The sequence below is a fragment of the Shinella sp. HY16 genome (assembly GCF_028534175.1).
GTDB lineage: Bacteria > Pseudomonadota > Alphaproteobacteria > Rhizobiales > Rhizobiaceae > Shinella.
Map to the genome: position 1 here is coordinate 38,853 of NZ_JAHYXL010000009.1, position 16,495 is coordinate 55,347.

Consider the following 16,495-nt stretch of genomic DNA (forward strand, 5'->3'; position numbering starts at 1 on the left):
CCAACACATATTTGCGGCGGACGCTCGCCTCGCCGATCTTGGCTATCTCTTCGAACTAGCCATGGGCAATCCGAGTTGAGGCGTTGTCTGCATCGATCAAAGCAGCGAGACGAACGGTCAAGGGCCGGTCGCGGTCCTGGTTGGATAAAGTAGTTGGGCGCTATGGCACTTAATATAGTGAAAACGTTGTTTTTGCCCATTGTGCCGACAGGGCGCTGAGGAGATTGTTGTCCTACGATCCAAGAGGGGGCACCTATGTCTGTTCTAGATATTCCTCTCCGAAAGGCCCTTCAGTTATTCTATGCGCCCAATTCACTGCGTCGATCCATTTTGAAAGAGGACATTCGACTTGATCGTAAAAAGGAAGCCGGCGGCACTAGAAGTCGAGGCGGCGACTTCTACCTACCCTTTTGGTCAGACGTTAAGATGCACATCTCTGGCCGAGGCGACCTAGCGCAGCTGACCCAAGATCGCATCCGATCGAACAGGAATTTCAAACGACTTTATCCGCTACTGACCAATGGAATTCTCGAACTGCTTAGCGCAAAGCTGCGCTGGTCAAACGAGCCCGTGGAGATCGTTCCTATAAGCATGCACGGCAACCTGCGTATCGAAACTTTGGGAGCCACAGTTCGGATAAGGGATGCACTCCATGCGCGCGTCCGGGGGGAATATACACGTGTGGTATACCCATACTTCAGTGAAGAGCCGCCGCTCTCGGAAGAAGGAGGGAGGCTAGGGCTCTGGGCAATGCAACAAGTCCTAACTGAAGCAGACTCCGCTGACATGCGTGTTATCGATGCACTGCGTCGTACTTTCTTCTCTCCGCAAATGACGCCGTTGCAGGGCAACGAGGAGGCAGTTTTTCATGAAAAGTACAGGACGTTGATTGGCGAGTGGGAGCGACTGAAGCTGGAGTGAGCGAATGCGCGAATGTCGTCTAGGCTGTTTAGCCTTTCACATGCCATAGACAGCGCCCTTATGAGGAGAAGTCATGGTGACGGCCCGTGCCTAAGTCCGGTAGCCACAAATCGCAGCACTATATCCCAAGGAGCTACCTTTCCGCCTGGTGTGATCCGCATACGCCTGCTGGAATGCAGCCCTTTGTGTGGACCTTTGATCCCAGTGGCGGCGTCGGCCGCAAGCGAGCACCCCAAAACCTCTTCACCGAGACCGACATCTACACGATCCTCGGGCCGGACGGTTCCCGGGATCTGCGGATAGAGTTTGAACTGTCGAAACTTGAGCAGGGCCTGAAGACACTCGTCACAGACTTCGTAGCCAGCCACCGCCAGTTGCCTCGGCTTCGGCAATGGCAGTTGATCGCCTTCATCGCAGCGATGCACGGGCGTACGCTTGAAGCGAGAGAGATCCAACGGACGCTTTGGCAGCAGACCTTGGACGCGGCTGAGAAAAAGGCCGTTGCTCTAGGTATATCCGCAAATTCCGAGGCGCAGCTAAACAGCATTCGAAAAGCGGTGGCGTCGCCTATGCAGTTTTTGTTACCGGGAGCCATGATGGATGGTCTGACCATGCTAAGTGAAGTGACGATGACTATTATGTGCTCCGTTGAGCCCGACTTCATTACTTCAGACAGTCCGGTAACTTGGTTCGATCCAACTGTGCCTAGGGAGAGATTCTTAACTCACAAGAGTTCTCTAGCGAATCCGGGCATCGAGGTGGTGATGCCGCTTTCGCCGCAGCATACAATTATCTTGCATTACCCAAGAACACCCTTCGAAAAGCCGGTCCGTTACGTCAGTGCTGGTTCGGCGACCGTCGCTGCCCTAAACAAGCGCACGGCGCACTACGCCCACAGGGCCGTAGTGTCATGGAGAGACGGGTCTGACCCCGAATGGCGAATAGGGGCGCCGGACCGGTCGGATTGACGTCACTCAATGCCAGGATGTTGCTGGCGAATGTCTGCTTTGGGGATTGGTCGAGGGGCGTTGAACGGCAGGAATGGGGGCGCATTGCGGACGGAAGAGGGGCCAGCGACAGGCATTGGACGCTATATTTGCCTCAGCAGTGGGTTGACAGTCCACCTAGCTGGACCCATTTTGTAAACAAATGGAACGGGAATGCTCGTTCGGCGTCGGGCCTCGGGGAATACCTCGGGGCCCTTCGCTTTTCTCACGGGAATATTTTCAGCCCGTAGCCGCGTATTTTCCCAGCCGCACTCCGACGGAACTTGGGTTCTGCAAGATCGTAGGCCCGGTTTGGCTGGTCAGGAGCTATTATGTGCCGGGCGACCGGGTAGGCCAAAAGGTCGGCCATCTGCAGCCCCGCTGAATTATGCTTCTTGTCCATGAAGCGGATGTCGAGGTTTGGCATGGGTCCAACCTGGTTGCCGCCAGCGGCAATACGCCTGAACTCGAGCTCTAGGTCATCGTCCTCTTTCCGGCCTCGCTGTTCGACCAGTATCCAGGTCTTGCGGTGATCTTGCCCTCGTTCGGCCAAGAACCGCTGCAGGCGCTCCATGCAGAAAGTTAGCGCAATTTTGTATGGATTGTCGGGATCATGGTACTTCTGCACATGACGTTGCTTATCAATTGCAGCCGCTATGAGCGTGACCGGCGCCTGTTCGACGACATAATTCACAGTTGCCATGAAGCGGTCGCGCACGGTCTGATTGAGCAAGATGGAAAAGTCACCGGACGACTTCCGGATCTCGCGGCTATGTAGAACAACGCCGTCATGGCCCCAAAACTCGAACTTGAGTGCCTGCACAAGCGGTACCATTGCTGTCCGGTAGGCCTCTTTCTCGAAGATGCAGAAGGTGAGCACAAACACCGGATTCTGCGGATTTATGCTGACAAGCCCGTGGTCGCCGCTCTCATCGACGTAGACTATAAAATCACTGAATTCCATGCACCCAGCGTTGCACAGACGCGAGATTCTGCCAATGCAATGGAAGCGTGACGGCACTCATGCACGGGGAGTCGGGCCGGATTCGCATAATATTTGTTGGGGAACCCACAGTGCCTCAGCGGCGGCCACCAACATGTGCGGCCCTGCTAACGGCAATCGGTCGGCCGCATGAGAATGGAATGATCGGTCTCGTCCACCGCGGCGCCCGCCTCACGACGCGCCAGCACTTGGTCAATGGGCGACGCAGACTACGACGTCGTCCTAACTGGAATTAGCATGTGGTGCCGCATGACGAGGTCGGCGCGCTCGACTATGGCTAGGCCATTGCGCTTTTGCCGGCGCCACCGGTTAAGGCGGCAACGCGATGGGGGGGCCGCGCGCCGATACCGGTCTTTTGTACGCGAGCGACGGGATGGCTAGTTCAGACTAACTTCAAAATTCGGTGCGGGCGCGGAAGGCCGACGGACTTGCGCTCCACAAGCGGGCAATCAATCTGGAGTCTGCCTGCTATGATGCCTAGTTTTTGCGCTTCGCGCTTAGCGTAGATGTGCGTAATCGCACGTCTTCCCATATCTTCGTGCGGAACGCGGATTGTGGTGAGCGGAGGCTCCAGATGACGGGATGAGGATGCATCGTCGAAGCCGATGACCGAGAGGTCGCGCGGAATCGATAGCCCAGCTTCCTTTGTGGCCTCGTAGCAGCCGATGGCCATCTCGTCGCTGGCACAGAAGATCGCCGTGGGTGGCTCGGGCAGAGCGAGCAGTTCGCGGGTGCAATCGTGGCCGCCTGAAAGCGTCCAGTTGCCTGATCGGACGAGTTTGGCGTCGAACGCTATGTCGGCGGTCTTGAGGCCGCGCTTGTAGCCGCGCAGACGGTCCTTGCTAGCTTCCATCCAGCCTTCGCCGTTAATGAAGGCAATGCGCCGGTGGCCGGAGGCCGTCAGGTGGCGCACGGCCGTTTCGGCGCCCAGCGCATGCGCCGGCAGGATGGCCGGAGCAATGTCGCCTTTAGTGTGGCAGTTGATGAGCACGACGGGAACCGAGCTCATACCAACGGCTGTCATGATTGACCGATGTGGGCCCAGTCGCGCATTCCGATGGACATGATTGTTTCGGGCTGATCGATGAGGTTGTTCCAGGCTTGGCATGACGCGTCGATGATGGCGTCGTAGGTATCGAAGACGCGGTTGGAGAGCCAGTTCTGCCTGAGGTATTGCCAGATGTTCTCGACCGGGTTCAGTTCGGGAGAGCGCGAGGGCAGGAAGATCAGCGTCATGTTCTTCGGGACGACGAGTTTGCCCGTGGTGTGCCAGCCGGCGCGGTCGAGCAGCAGAACGGCATGAGCGCCGCGCTGAACATGCCGGCTGATCTCGTCGATGTGGAGTTGCATGGCGAAGGTGTCGGCAAAGGGCAGCGCCAGCCCGGCGCCCTTTCCCTTTGCCGGGCAGATAGCGCCGAACAGATAGGCGTTCTGGTAGCGCTGATCTGCCGGTTGCCGTGGGCGGGTTCCACGCCTTGCCCAAAGCCGGGCGATCCCATTTTTCTGCCCGATCCGGGCCTCGTCCTGGAACCAGATTTCGATCGGCTTGCCCTTGGGGAGATGGCAGATATGGGCGGTCAGCGCCCGCGGCCAGTTTTTTTAAACGCCGCCACCGTCGCGGCGTCCTGACCAGGATGCAGCGGGCGTGCGCTCATGTGGGAGAAGCCGAGTTTCTTGAGAAGCGTGCCGACATGGCGCTCGTGATACTCGATACCGAACCGCTCCCTAATGACGCGCTGAAGATCTACTCGGCGCCAGCGAACAACGCCGTCTACATCCGGGTCGGGACCGGTCTCGACGATCTCGGCGAGTTCGACCTTCTGCTCTTCCGACAGCCGCGATGACGGACCGGGTGACCAGTGGTCGAAAAGGCCATCGGGGCCGGCTTCGTTGAACCGATGAACCCAGTCCCGAAGCGTCTGGCGGTCCATGCCGCCGATCCGGGCGGCGTCGGCGCGGCTCATGCCGTCAAGCACGGCTGCTAGTGACAGAAGTCGTCGGCTCTGGTTGGCGTCCTTGCTCCGTGACGCCAGCCGCCGGAGTTGAGAAGGGGTATAGTCCTGTCGCAGTCGAACCGATCCGGGCATGGGCGAATTTCCTTCGCCGACATCGAATCAGCAACTCAACAGTTTGGGAATCCCCCGCGAGTCAGACGTCAGAGCCGTTGGTATCAGTTTCTGCGGCAGGGTATACTGGCGCGTGAAGAAGGCCGCGAACACCACGCCCACCACCCGATGTGCGAACAGCAGTTCGAGCGCCGCGGCGCGCAGGCGCTCGTCGTTCTGGGTCGGCAGGACGACAAGCACGGCGCCATTTTCCCAAGCCAGCTGCCGTGCCGATTCGATCGCCTTGTTGGTGATGGGGTTGGACGTGCTGTCGTCGATGATAAAGCCGATGGCCTGGATGCCGCCCTGACCGACCGGCGCGCGCATCCAGACGCGATAACCCAGCGTTTCGGCCGCCTCGCGGACGAGACCGCGCGTCTTTTCGGTGACCCGCGTGCCGCCGGTTTCGTTGAGCACCATCGAGACGGTGGCCTGGCTGACTCCGGCAAGCTTGGCCACGTCGACCATGGTTGGTCTCGTGCTGGCTTTTTCCGTCTTGCGTCTGTTCATCACCCTCTCCGCCAGAAGGACATATCGCAGGATTTTGTGGAAGGAAACTGCCCCGAAGCGCCGGTTATAGAAAACTGACCTGTGCTTGACAGTGGTTATAAATAACTAATAGCATTACCACGTGCTGGAGGAGCGCAGGGACGATCCTGGCGACGGGATATGTCCGATGTCGGTGCCATTCGAGGAATGGCGTGGGAGGAGAACAAGATGACGATTTCGAGAAATTGCGCGACTGGGGTTATCATGACCAAACCCAACATCTTGTGGATATGCACTGACCAGCAGCGCTGGGACACGCTTGGCATTACCGGCAATCGCCATGTGCGAACTCCGGTGCTCGACAAGCTCTTCGGCGAGGCAGCCTGGTTCTCCGGGGCCTATTGCCAGTCGCCGGTCTGCACGCCCAGTCGCGCGAGCTTTCTCACCGGCCGCTATCCGCGTACGACCCGGACGCGCCAGAACGGGCAGGACATGCCGGCCGACGAAATGCTGGTGACGCGGCTGCTCGCCGAGAATGGCTATACCTGCGGTCTATCGGGCAAGCTCCATATCTCGGCGGCCAATCCGAGCGTGGCGCCGGTCATCGAACCGCGCATCAATGATGGCTATGCCGCCTTTCACTGGTCGCATCATCCGGGTTGTCGGATGGTACTTAATGACTACGGCAGCGCGCAGAACTGGCCACTCAACGAATACAATCTATGGCTGCTCGAGCGCGGCGCCGAATACCGGGCTGACCCCTATCGGGGCTCCAGATATGTGAAGGCGGGGCCCGAGACAAAGAACCACCAGACCACCTGGTGCGCCGACAAGGCCATCAATTTCGTCAAGGCGCATGAGGCGAACGACCGGCCCTGGCTGTTCTCGGTCAACTTCTTCGACCCTCATCACCCCTTCGATCCGCCCGCCGAGTATCTCGATCGCTACCTCGACCGGCTCGACGAGATCGAGTTGCCGAACTACCGGCCGGGAGAGCTGGAAGAAAAACCTGCCTTCCAGAAGATCGACCACCAGGGAGCCTATGGCGGCAATGCCGGCATGCCCTACGACGAGATGACCGATCATGACCACAGGCTGGTGCGCGCGGCTTATTTCGCCATGTGCGACTTGATCGATGACCAGGTCGGCCGCATGCTCGACGCCCTGCGCGATACCGGTCAGCTCGACAATACCATCGTCATCTTCATGTCCGACCACGGCGAGCTGCTGGGCGATCATGGCGTCTATCTCAAGGGGCCGTTCTTCTACGAGCCCAGCGTCCATGTTCCCCTGGCGATCTCGTGGCCGGGCCATATTCCGGCCCGCCGAATCGACGGGCTGGTCGAACTGACCGATATCGCGCCGACCCTGCTCGAGGCGGCGGGGCTCGATATCTGGCCGGGCATGCAGGGCCGCTCGCTCTGGCCGCTGCTGTCGGGCACCGAGACGCAAACCGGCGTCGCGGATGTCTACTGCGAATATTACAACGCCATGCCCTGGCATAAAGAGCCGCATCTGCCATTCGCGACCATGCTGCGCACCGGGACGATGAAGCTGGTGGTTAGCCACGGCGACCGGCGCGGTGAGCTTTACGATCTGAATGCAGACCCCGACGAGACCACAAACCTGTGGGACGATCCAAACCGCCTGGCGGAGAAATGCGACCTGTTGCAGCGTCTTTGCGACCGGATGGCCTTCACCGTCGACCCGCTGCCGCTGCGCCGCGCCCCCTGGTAACCCAGCGAGATTCCAAAAATGACCGATCCCCGTTCGGGCCGTGCGCCGGCCACGCCACTCATCGTCCACGACCCCTTCATGAGCGTCTGGTCGCATACCGATGAGCTGACCCAATCCTGGCCGACGCACTGGACCGGCAAGAACCAATCGATGGCGGGCATGGCCCATATCGACGGCAAGAGCTATCGCTTCATGGGGCTGGTGACCCGCACCGGCATGGAGGGCCTGTCGCAAATTTTCTTGGTTAACGGCCTGTTGACCACCAGCGGAGAAATTGCCGCTCCCAATGTAGCGGAGCGTAGCCATGATTCTGAATGCCATTGCCGACAAGCTGAAGCGCCAATCAAAGGACGACTTCAAAGGTCGGCATTTCGAGGCATGGCTCATCATGCAGGCGGTGGCCTGGTATCTGCGCTATCCGCTCAGCTATCGAGACCTTGAGGAGATGTTTCGGGAACGTGGTTTCGAGGTCGATCACAGCACTGTCAACCGCTGGGTTTTGGCTTATGCGCCGATGATCGAGAAGCGGCTTCGCCAGTTCCGACGCCCGCATTGTGGTTCGATCCGGATCGACGAAACGTACGTGAAGATCCGCGGCAAGTGGCGCTATCTGTACCGGGCGATCGATAAGCATGGAAACCCGATGGATTTCCTGCTGGCGGCCAGGCGCGACCTGGATGCTGCAAAGAGGTTCTTCCGCAAAATGCTCAAAGACGAGCCCCTGTTATCGCCTAAGAAGATCGGCACGGATGGAGCGAATACCTTCCCATCCGCGATTAAAGCATCGGTAGATGATGGTCTGCTTCAGCCCAACCCCGTGCACTACGTCACAAAGCATCTCCAACAACGCATCGAGAGTGACCATTTTCGGGTTAAGAAGAACATGCCCAAGATCGGCGGCTTCCAATCCTTCAAAACGGCGCGTCGGACAATCGCAGGCTTCGAAGCCATGCTCTGGCTGAAGAAGGGCTTCGGCTTTTCCGGCGTGTGGACCGTAAATGATCAGAACGATCTGCTCGCGCACCTCTTCGGACTACAAAAGGTTAACAAAGCATGAAAACGAGGACGCTCAGTGGATAATTGCGCGCTCCGAAAATGTTTGCGACAAGCCCCAGATATTTGATAGGCCATCTGCACTGGTTTGTCGAAACATGGGCGAACCGGCAACCTCGGCGGGTTGATCCCGGCGAACCAGGGCCCAGTGCCGGTTCCACCTGCTTTCGACACAGGGCTAGCCGGACGCCGGGTTGCGATCTAGGAATTGGAATGAAATCGAAGCACCATCAATATATGCAGGTCGCAATATGACCCATAGCTGCTGCGCGCCGCACCGCGACCCGATCCCCGAACAAACGGACAAAGCTCTAGCCCCGATCCTGGCAGCGGCCAGGCCGGTCGCTACCGAAACTGCCAATATCCCCGGCGGCCAGGTACAGGTCGGAACCCGGCGGCCCGTTCACGACGGTGACGGCGAATCCCCTGTGCGCGCCGTGCGCGTCAAACCGTTTCGCATGGACGTGACCGCGGTCACGAACGAGCGGTTCGCGGCCTTCATAGCGGCCACGGGCTACGTGACCGAGGCCGAAAAATTCGGCTGGTCCTTTGTCTTCTTCGACATGCTGCCCGAGGCAACGATCACCCAGGGCGCGGTGGGGACAGAGTGGTGGCGACGCGTCGACGGGGCGACATGGGATCGCCCCGAGGGGGAGGGCAGCAGCTTCTCCGGGCGTGAACAATATCCGGTGATCCATGTCAGCTGGAACGATGCCTCCGCCTTCGCGCACTGGGCCGGCGGGCGCCTGCCCACCGAGGCAGAGTGGGAACATGCCGCACGCGGCGGGCAGGCTGACCCGATGTTTCCGTGGGGGGATCGGGAGCCGAACGATACGGACTTCATGCCATGCAATATCTGGCAGGGCAGCTTTCCCGGCACTAATACCGCCGCTGACGGACACCGCTGGACCGCTCCCGCGCGCTCATTCGAGCCCAATGGCTACGGGCTCTACAACATGTCGGGCAACACCTGGGAATGGTCGGCAGACCGCTGGCGGGTCCGGTCGCTGAAAAAGGCCAGCCGTCAGCGTGATGCCGGTGCCGCCGCCACCGAACAGCGCGTGATGAAGGGGGGCTCCTTCCTCTGCCACCGCAGCTATTGCTATCGCTATCGGATTGCTGCCCGTCACGGCAACACGCCCGATACGACCACAAGTCATGTCGGCTTCCGGCTGGTCTATTCCCCGGCTGACGATTGAGGCGCTCAGGCGCTCTCGCGTACCAGCAGCCTGTGTGGAACAATGAGGCGTGGTGGCTCATCCACCGGTTTTCCATCAATGCGGGCCAATAGCCGCTCCACCGCCAGCCTGGCGATGACGTGCCGGTCAGGCGCAATGGTCGTCAGCGAGGGCGTCGAGTAGCGCCCCTCGTCGATATTGTCGAAACCGACCACGGCAATGTCCTCGGGCACGCGCAGCTTGTGCTGATGAATGGCGCGGATGGCACCAAGCGCCAGCAGGTCGTTGAAGCAGAATACGGCGTCCGGCCGCTTTCCCGATTCGATCAGGTGCGTCATGGCGGCAGCGCCGTTTTCGCGCTGGAAATGCGTCGTCGAAATGATGAGGTCCTCGACGACGTCCAGCCCCATCTCCGCGTGGGCCTTGCGATAGCCCAGTGTGCGAATTTGGGCGGCGCTGCCCCCCCAGCGTTGCTCGCCAATGGCGGCAACCCGTCGGCGCCCCTGCTTCAGCAGATGGCCGGTAGCTTCGGCCGCTGCCGCAACATTGTCGATCGAGACATGGTCGAAGCCGGGATCGAACAGGCGCGGTCCGAGCAGGACGAAGGGCACGTTCAGGATACTGCGTAGCTCGGCGTCGCTCACGCGCGAGGGGCTCAGAATGACACCATCGAACAGGTTGGAGGCCGAACTGCGGATCAGGAAATCCTTCTCCTGCTCCACATCGCCCCCGGTATGGTCGATGAGCACGACATAGCCATGCCTGCGCGCCTCTTCGATAATGGACTGGCCCAGCTCACCGAAATAGGGCGAGCCGATTTCCGGCACGACCAGCGCGATGACCTTGGATCGCCCGGAGCGAAGGTTGCGCGCCATGACATTGGGCCGGTATCCGAGCCGGTCGCAGGCCTCCTGCACGCGGCGCCGGGTCTCTTCGGCCACGTGTATGTAGCCATTGACGACATTGGACACGGTCCGGGCGGAGACCCCCGCCACTTCAGCCACGTCCTTCAGGGTGGTTGCACGCATCTGCGCCATGTGGTCGATCCGCCAACGTCCAGCTTCTGTCTCTTCTGGATAAACCAAACTGCCGCCATTGACTATTGCAACGTTGAAAATTCTATGCACTCATGTTTGCAACGTTGAAAACGTCAACAACCGCGATCAAGAAGCGGTCAAAGCGAGGGATTCGCCGTGGCGGGAGTCGAATTGCGTGGTCTGTCGAAGAACTTCGGCGCGGTCAAAGTCCTGCATGACGTGTCGGTGGAGATAGCCGACGGCGAGTTCGCGGTGCTGCTGGGGCCTTCCGGCTGCGGCAAGACCACCCTGCTGCGCTTGATTGCCGGCCTCGAGGCCATGACAGAGGGCGAAATCCGCATAGATGACCAGCGCATAGACCAGTTGCGGCCCGGGCAACGCGGCATCGCCATGGTGTTCCAGTCCTACGCGCTCTATCCGCACATGTCGGTGCGCGCCAATCTGGCCTACGGGCTGAGGAATGTCGGCACACCCAAAGACGTGATCGACGAGCGCATCCGTGTTGCGGCTGGCATTCTCGAGATCGAGTCGCTGTTGGACCGGAAGCCCGCCCAACTCTCGGGCGGGCAACGCCAGCGCGTTGCCATCGGCCGGGCCATCACCAAGTCACCGAAGGTATTCCTGTTCGACGAGCCGCTGTCGAATCTGGATGCCAGCCTGCGGGCTCGTACCCGGGTCGAGATCAGCAAGCTGCACCAGCGCCTCGGCGCCACAATGATCTTCGTCACCCACGATCAGATCGAAGCCATGACCATGGCAACCAGGATCGTCGTCATGCATGCCGGCCGGGTCGAACAGGTGGGAGCGCCGCTCGAAGTGTATCGGCGACCGGCAACCCGCTTCGTTGCCGCCTTCATCGGCACGCCGCAAATGAACTTCGTTCCAGTGACCGGGGTGGGCAGCGACGGCGAATGGATCGTGCCGGCACTTGCCGATGGCACGAGCGTCGAGGCCCGGATCGCGCGGGAAGCGATGGGCGGCGCCATGCCGGTCGAAATAGGCTTCCGCCCGGACGAGGTCGAAATCGACGCCGCAGGACCGCTCCAGGCCGACGTGGACGTGGTGGAGAGATTGGGCGACCGTACTCTCGTCTATGCACACCTCGCCGATGGCACGGCACTGATCTACCAGGATCATAGCGAAAGCACGGTACGGCTGGGCGACCGCGTCGGCCTGCGGCCGCTGCCGCACAAGCTCATCGCCTTCGATGCCGAGGGCAGGACGTATCATCCTGGAGAGCCCGGATGACCGTCATCGCAGAAACGGCGGAGCGGGCAGGGGCCGCGACCCGGAGCAACAATCGCCCCCGCCGGCAATGGATCGGACTGCTCTTCGTTGCGCCCTTCGTGATGCTCTACCTCTGGCTGATGATCTACCCGCTCGTCATGGGCGTGGTCATGAGCTTCCAGTATCAGGACCTGCTGAGCGGCGTGACCGAGTTCGTCGGCTGGTGGAACTACGAAGACCTGTTCAGCGATCCGATATTCATCGGCTCGATCTTCAACACCCTGCGCTTCGTGCTGCTCACGGTGCCGCCCTTTGTCATCATCGGCCTGCTGATCGCTTTGGCGCTCAACCGGCCCACCCGGGGCGCCGCCATCATGCGGGCGCTGTTTTTCGGGCCGCACGTTCTGTCGGTGACGGTAGTCACGTTGATCTGGAAGACGGTTTACCTGCCCAATGTCGGCATGATCGACGCCGGCGCAGCCGCCATGGGCCTGGAGCCGGTGTCGGTATTGCTCAATCCTGACTGGGCGCTGGCCGCCGTCGGTCTGGTGACGGTCTGGTGGGCCATCGGCCTGCCCATGATGCTGTTCCTTGCCGCATTGCAGCAGGTGCCGGACGACATCTACGAGGCCGCCAAGCTCGATTCCGCCGGCCCCGCACGCATTCTCTTCACTATCACCATCCCCTCCATCGCCAAGATGATCGTGCTGGTGGCGGTGATCGAAGTGGTGCTGCAGTTCCAGGTCTTCGGCCAGATCAACCTGCTGACCGGCGGCGGACCCAACAACACCACCCGCACGATGGTGATGTTCATTTACCAGGCGGGATTCCAGCAGTGGCAGGCCGGCTATGCCGCCGCAGCATCGCAGATTCTGTTCCTCATCATGCTGGTCGCGGCAGGCCTTCAATTCTGGGCCAGCCGCCAGCGAGCGGAGGCTTGATGATGGCCGTATCCAAGAACCGCGAGCCGCTGTTCAGTCGCCTGACTTACTGGCTCGTCATCGTTCTGTCCCTGTGCTGGCTGATCCCGCTGTTCTGGGTGCTGGGTCTCTCGCTCAAGCCCAACGAGGAGCTGTCCTACGGCCTGGGCACTGTGTTCCGCGCGCCCTATACGCTCGAAAACTATTCGGACCTCGTGCGCTCGAGCCAGTTGGGAACCTGGATCGTCAACAGTGTCATCGTCTCGGTCATCCAGACCGTCCTGGTGCCCATCATCTGCTCGGTCGCCGGCTATGGCTTTGCCCGCCTCGACTTTCCCGGCCGGGGGCCATTGTTCGTCTTCGTGCTGCTGGGGCTGGCCATTCCGGGGCAGGCCATCATCATCCCGCTTCACTCCATGTTCGCCGAACTGGACCTGCACAACAGCTATGCAGGGCTAATCCTGCCGCATCTGGGTACGCCATTCGGCGTCTTTCTGATGGCGTCCTATTTCCGCGCCCTGCCCAAGGAACTGGAAGAGGCCGCAGCGCTCGATAACGCTTCGCGCTGGAAGATATTTCTCACCATCGCCCTGCCGCTTTCGGTGCCAGCCCAGATCACCCTGGCGATCTTCACCTTCCTAAATGCCTGGAACGACTATCTGTGGCCGCTGATCTCGGCGACGCGTCCGGACATGTACACGCTGACTATAGGGCTTGCGGCGACGCAGACCAATTTCGACCAGTCTGAAGGCATCGGCTATTTGATGGCGCAGGCGGTCTTCGCCGGACTGCCCATGCTGATCCTTTATCTCATTTTCCAAAAATACGTCCTGCGCGCGGTGGCCGGTGCTGGCGGACGATGACGAACAAGGCCACGGGAATGCTCAAGGAGGAGAAGCGCCCATGAAACTGATCCGCAAATTGACCCTGTTGGCTGCCACGATATCCTTGGCAGGCCTGACAGCCCAGACGGCCTTTGCGCAGACCGAAATTCGCTTCGCGCGGTTCTTCGGCTCGTGCGAAGCCGATTTTGCAGACATTACCGATCCGAGCACCGCCACCAATGAATGCGGCGTCATCACCGCGTTGACCAATAAGTTCAACGCCGAAAACCCCGATATCCGGGTGGTGACCGAGATCGTTGAGTGGCAGCCCTATTATGAGCAACTGGCCGGACGTCTCGCCGCCGGTGACGTGCCTGACGTCTCGGTGATGCATGCCGATGTTCTGGGTGAATTCGCTCGCCGCGGCCTGCTGCTGCCTCTCGGCGACGCCTTTGCCGAAGTGGGTATCGACGTGAACGATTTCGTGGCCAGTGGCCGTGAGAACGTGGAAGTCGACGGTGAGATCTATGGTCTGCCGCAGGATTTCATCAGCTGGCTCTGGCACACCAATAACGCCCTGTTCGCCGAGGCCGGGCTGGCCGATGCCGATGGCAAGCCGGTCATGCCGACCAGCATGGACGAGCTTTTCGAACAGGCAACCGCCTTCAAGGAAGCCACCGGCAAGCCATACCTGGCGCTACCGGTCGATTCCGGCTCCATCGCGCGCACGTTCTATACGCTGGTGTGGCAGCAGGGCGGCGAATTCTTCCCCGATGACACAAGGCAGATCGCCCTGCAGACGCCCGAGGCGACCGAAGCCCTGACCATGCTCAAGCGGCTGGTCGATGAAGGATTGGCCACCGCCTATACCGATGGCGGGGTGGGCAATTCGGAATTCCAGCAGGGCAATGCGGGCGTGGTCACCCAGGGGACCTGGATGATTGCCCCCTTCGTGGCCGCCTCGAGCAATGACGAGATGGCCCTGACCGACTACGGGGTCTACCCGTTGCCGCAGCTCTATGCCGAGAACGCCCAGTTTTCCGCCGGCCATACCTGGGTGATGCTGAAAAGCGAATCCCGCACCGAGGAACAGCGCCAGGCCGCGCTCAAGTTCATGAAGTTCCTCTATGACCACAATGGCGACTGGGCCCGCGCCGGACACCTGCCTTCGCGCCAGAGCGTGCTGGACAGCGCTGAATTCCAGGAGCTGCCGTTCCGGTCCGATATCATGTCCATCCCCGGAAACGCTCGCCACCATCCCAATACGGTCAACCAGCAGCGCGTCATGTTTTTCACTATCGGTGAAGAGCTGGCCGCCGCGGTCCTGGGGCAGAAGAGTGTCGAGCAGGCGCTCGCCGATGCCGAAGGCCGCGTCAACGCCGTGCTGCGCCGCGCACGCTGAATTCCTCCCACCGCCCTTCGAGGCGGTGGGTCCCCAATCCGTCCATCAGGTCTTTCCCAATCCATGAGCAAGCGGCCAAATATCGTCTATGTCTTCGCCGACCAGTTGCGTTACGACGCGCTGGGTTGCACCGGCAATCCGCAGGCCCACACGCCGAATATCGACCGCTTCGCTACTCAATCGGCATCGCTCACCAATGCGATCGTGAACACGCCGGTCTGCACCGCCTATCGCGCATCGCTTTTGACGGGCAAGCACACCACCAGCCACGGCATGGTCATCAACGAATTGCGGATGAACCCAAATCAGCGTTGCCTGGGTCACATGCTCACCGATGCGGGCTACAACACCGCCTATATCGGCAAATGGCACCTGTATGCCAACGAGCTGGGCGGCCACTACGAGCCGCGCAACTCCTTTGTCCCGCGCGGCCCACACCGGCTCGGCTTCGATGGGGAATGGAAGGCCTTCAACTTCCATCACGAAAATTATAGCCCGCCCGCCTATTACCATGAGGAAACGCCCGACAGGATCAGCTACGGCCCCGGCGAGTATGAGCCGACTGTGCAGACCGAGCATGCCATCGACTTCATCCGTCGCGCCGCGCACGACCCGGACGCACGCCCGTACTCGTTGACGCTGTCCTATGGACCGCCGCACGATCCTTGGGGGCCTGATAACGTGCCGGAGCGCTTCTGGCGCTTGTTCGAGACGGCGCAATTTCCGCACCCGCCCAACTATCGCGATTCAGACGACGCGCCCTATCGTGACCGGTGGGCGAGCCTGAACGAAGCCGAGCGCCGGGAGCTCGAGAACTGGCGCCGCGGCTATCACGCGCAGGTGGCGAGCCTCGACGCCGAATTCGGTCGCCTGATGGCCGCGATCGAAGCCTCGGGCCAGGCGGACAACACCATCGTCGTCTTCACCTCGGATCATGGCGAGATGTTCGGTGCCCATGGGCGACGAGCCAAGCTGATTTTCTACGAGGAAGCCGCCAACGTTCCCTTTATCGTCCGCTGGCCGGGGCGGGTTCCGGCTGGCACCACGCCCGATATCCTGCTCAGCACGGTGGACATCCTGCCAACTCTCGCCGGCCTGGCCGGCTTGCAGGCCGCGGGTGATGTGGAGGGTATGGACCTCAGCAAGCGGCTCCTGGGCGGCGCGGGGCCGGAGCCCGAAGTCGCCCTCATGCAGGGTTGTGGCGCCACCGCGCGCTGGGAAGACGGCCATGAATGGCGCGCCGTCCGTGACAAGCGCTTTACCTATGCCGTGTTCAAGCTGGACGGCAAGGAATTGCTGTTCGATCGAACCACCGACCCATATCAGCTCGTCAACCTCGCCACGGACCCCGCCTATGCCGACGAGGCGCAGCGGCTCCGCTCGACCATGCTGGAGCGCATGGCGCGCATCAATGACACATTCGAACTGTCGAGCTGGTATCGCGATCATTGGACGGATGGCGACCGCAGGATCCTGCGCTCCGCCACGGCGGATTTCGGCAGGCAGCCCGACTGAGTTGGTGCGCGATAGGAAACTCGATCTGTAGCGGTGAAGCGATCACTTTTGTGCATGGCTCGCGCGCACCTTTCGAGCGCTCCCACACGCCGGGGTTG

16 protein-coding genes are annotated in these 16,495 nt (G+C 60.7%); 11 read left to right on the forward strand and 5 right to left on the reverse strand.

All coding sequences use genetic code 11. The features are described 5' to 3' along the window. Window positions 1-255: 255 nt before the first annotated feature. Window positions 256-921, forward strand: a complete 666-nt coding sequence (locus K0P03_RS34370) for a hypothetical protein (protein WP_272792130.1) — start codon at window positions 256-258, stop codon at window positions 919-921. Between the two features lie 86 nt (window positions 922-1,007). Continuing rightward, on the forward strand, window positions 1,008-1,889 hold the full coding sequence (locus K0P03_RS34375) for a DUF4238 domain-containing protein (RefSeq protein ID WP_272792131.1): 882 nt from the start codon (window positions 1,008-1,010) through the stop codon (window positions 1,887-1,889). A gap of 244 nt (window positions 1,890-2,133) precedes the next feature. On the opposite strand, the gene K0P03_RS34380 is transcribed toward K0P03_RS34375, so the two are convergent. From K0P03_RS34380 to K0P03_RS34395, 4 genes are all read right to left on the reverse strand, one after another. Continuing rightward, window positions 2,134-2,871 carry a DUF3800 domain-containing protein gene (locus tag K0P03_RS34380; protein ID WP_272792132.1) on the reverse strand — a complete coding sequence of 246 codons (738 nt, stop codon included), beginning with the start codon at window positions 2,869-2,871 and terminating at the stop codon, window positions 2,134-2,136. A gap of 421 nt (window positions 2,872-3,292) precedes the next feature. Continuing rightward, on the reverse strand, window positions 3,293-3,919 hold the full coding sequence (locus K0P03_RS34385; RefSeq protein WP_272792133.1) for a substrate-binding domain-containing protein: 627 nt from the start codon (window positions 3,917-3,919) through the stop codon (window positions 3,293-3,295). A gap of 11 nt (window positions 3,920-3,930) precedes the next feature. Continuing rightward, window positions 3,931-4,997 (reverse strand): IS630 family transposase gene (locus K0P03_RS34390; RefSeq protein WP_272792134.1). Its coding sequence is split into 2 segments (ribosomal slippage): window positions 3,931-4,511 and window positions 4,511-4,997, totalling 1,068 coding nucleotides; the frame shifts between segments, so codons are not numbered across the junction. A 27-nt stretch (window positions 4,998-5,024) separates the two neighbouring features. Further along, window positions 5,025-5,525, reverse strand: a complete 501-nt coding sequence (locus K0P03_RS34395) for a LacI family DNA-binding transcriptional regulator (protein ID WP_272792135.1) — start codon at window positions 5,523-5,525, stop codon at window positions 5,025-5,027. A 243-nt stretch (window positions 5,526-5,768) separates the two neighbouring features. Here K0P03_RS34395 and K0P03_RS34400 point away from each other — a divergent pair, with 243 nt between their 5' ends. The 4 genes from K0P03_RS34400 to K0P03_RS34415 all read left to right on the forward strand — a co-directional run bounded on the left by K0P03_RS34400 (window position 5,769) and on the right by K0P03_RS34415 (window position 9,493). After that, entirely contained in the window at window positions 5,769-7,241 is a 1,473-nt protein-coding gene (locus tag K0P03_RS34400; protein WP_272792136.1) for a sulfatase family protein, read from the forward strand. A gap of 18 nt (window positions 7,242-7,259) precedes the next feature. Beyond that, a complete protein-coding gene (locus tag K0P03_RS34405) occupies window positions 7,260-7,682 on the forward strand; it encodes a DUF4964 domain-containing protein (protein ID WP_272792137.1) in 423 nt (140 codons plus the stop codon). After that, complete coding sequence (locus K0P03_RS34410) at window positions 7,573-8,298, forward strand: IS6 family transposase (RefSeq protein ID WP_272792201.1); 726 nt, start codon at window positions 7,573-7,575, stop codon at window positions 8,296-8,298. The genes K0P03_RS34405 and K0P03_RS34410 overlap by 110 nt, the downstream gene beginning before the upstream one ends. Before the next feature lie 247 nt (window positions 8,299-8,545). Continuing rightward, window positions 8,546-9,493, forward strand: a complete 948-nt coding sequence (locus K0P03_RS34415) for a formylglycine-generating enzyme family protein (protein WP_272792138.1) — start codon at window positions 8,546-8,548, stop codon at window positions 9,491-9,493. A gap of 5 nt (window positions 9,494-9,498) precedes the next feature. Here the strand turns inward: K0P03_RS34415 and K0P03_RS34420 are convergent, their stop codons facing one another. After that, a complete protein-coding gene (locus tag K0P03_RS34420) occupies window positions 9,499-10,509 on the reverse strand; it encodes a LacI family DNA-binding transcriptional regulator (RefSeq protein ID WP_272792139.1) in 1,011 nt (336 codons plus the stop codon). Between the two features lie 156 nt (window positions 10,510-10,665). Between K0P03_RS34420 and K0P03_RS34425 the strand changes: the two genes are divergently transcribed. The 5 genes from K0P03_RS34425 (at window position 10,666) to K0P03_RS34445 (ending at window position 16,397) form a co-directional block, all read left to right on the forward strand. Then, a complete protein-coding gene (locus tag K0P03_RS34425; RefSeq protein WP_272792140.1) occupies window positions 10,666-11,757 on the forward strand; it encodes an ABC transporter ATP-binding protein in 1,092 nt (363 codons plus the stop codon). Further along, window positions 11,754-12,677, forward strand: a complete 924-nt coding sequence (locus K0P03_RS34430; RefSeq protein ID WP_272792141.1) for a carbohydrate ABC transporter permease — start codon at window positions 11,754-11,756, stop codon at window positions 12,675-12,677. Before K0P03_RS34425 ends, K0P03_RS34430 begins: the two co-directional genes overlap by 4 nt. After that, window positions 12,677-13,519: a carbohydrate ABC transporter permease gene (locus K0P03_RS34435; protein WP_272792142.1), complete on the forward strand. Its 843-nt coding sequence runs from the start codon at window positions 12,677-12,679 to the stop codon at window positions 13,517-13,519. The genes K0P03_RS34430 and K0P03_RS34435 overlap by 1 nt, the downstream gene beginning before the upstream one ends. A 40-nt stretch (window positions 13,520-13,559) precedes the next feature. Then, a complete protein-coding gene (locus tag K0P03_RS34440) occupies window positions 13,560-14,882 on the forward strand; it encodes an ABC transporter substrate-binding protein (RefSeq protein ID WP_272792143.1) in 1,323 nt (440 codons plus the stop codon). 63 nt (window positions 14,883-14,945) lie between these two features. After that, on the forward strand, window positions 14,946-16,397 hold the full coding sequence (locus tag K0P03_RS34445; RefSeq protein ID WP_272792144.1) for a sulfatase family protein: 1,452 nt from the start codon (window positions 14,946-14,948) through the stop codon (window positions 16,395-16,397). Window positions 16,398-16,495 lie beyond the last annotated feature (98 nt).

Bases quoted from the DNA above. Each gene is read 5' to 3' on its own strand.
- K0P03_RS34385 (WP_272792133.1), bottom strand. From the start codon at position 3,919: ATGAGCTCGGTTCCCGTCGTGCTCATCAACTGCCACACTAAAGGCGAC.
- K0P03_RS34370 (WP_272792130.1), top strand. From the start codon at position 256: ATGTCTGTTCTAGATATTCCTCTCCGAAAGGCCCTTCAGTTATTCTAT.
- K0P03_RS34430 (WP_272792141.1), top strand. From the start codon at position 11,754: ATGACCGTCATCGCAGAAACGGCGGAGCGGGCAGGGGCCGCGACCCGG.
- K0P03_RS34395 (WP_272792135.1), bottom strand. From the start codon at position 5,525: ATGAACAGACGCAAGACGGAAAAAGCCAGCACGAGACCAACCATGGTC.
- K0P03_RS34400 (WP_272792136.1), top strand. From the start codon at position 5,769: ATGACCAAACCCAACATCTTGTGGATATGCACTGACCAGCAGCGCTGG.
- K0P03_RS34415 (WP_272792138.1), top strand. From the start codon at position 8,546: ATGACCCATAGCTGCTGCGCGCCGCACCGCGACCCGATCCCCGAACAA.
- K0P03_RS34440 (WP_272792143.1), top strand. From the start codon at position 13,560: ATGAAACTGATCCGCAAATTGACCCTGTTGGCTGCCACGATATCCTTG.
- K0P03_RS34380 (WP_272792132.1), bottom strand. From the start codon at position 2,871: ATGGAATTCAGTGATTTTATAGTCTACGTCGATGAGAGCGGCGACCAC.
- K0P03_RS34435 (WP_272792142.1), top strand. From the start codon at position 12,677: ATGATGGCCGTATCCAAGAACCGCGAGCCGCTGTTCAGTCGCCTGACT.
- K0P03_RS34405 (WP_272792137.1), top strand. From the start codon at position 7,260: ATGACCGATCCCCGTTCGGGCCGTGCGCCGGCCACGCCACTCATCGTC.
- K0P03_RS34420 (WP_272792139.1), bottom strand. From the start codon at position 10,509: ATGGCGCAGATGCGTGCAACCACCCTGAAGGACGTGGCTGAAGTGGCG.
- K0P03_RS34445 (WP_272792144.1), top strand. From the start codon at position 14,946: ATGAGCAAGCGGCCAAATATCGTCTATGTCTTCGCCGACCAGTTGCGT.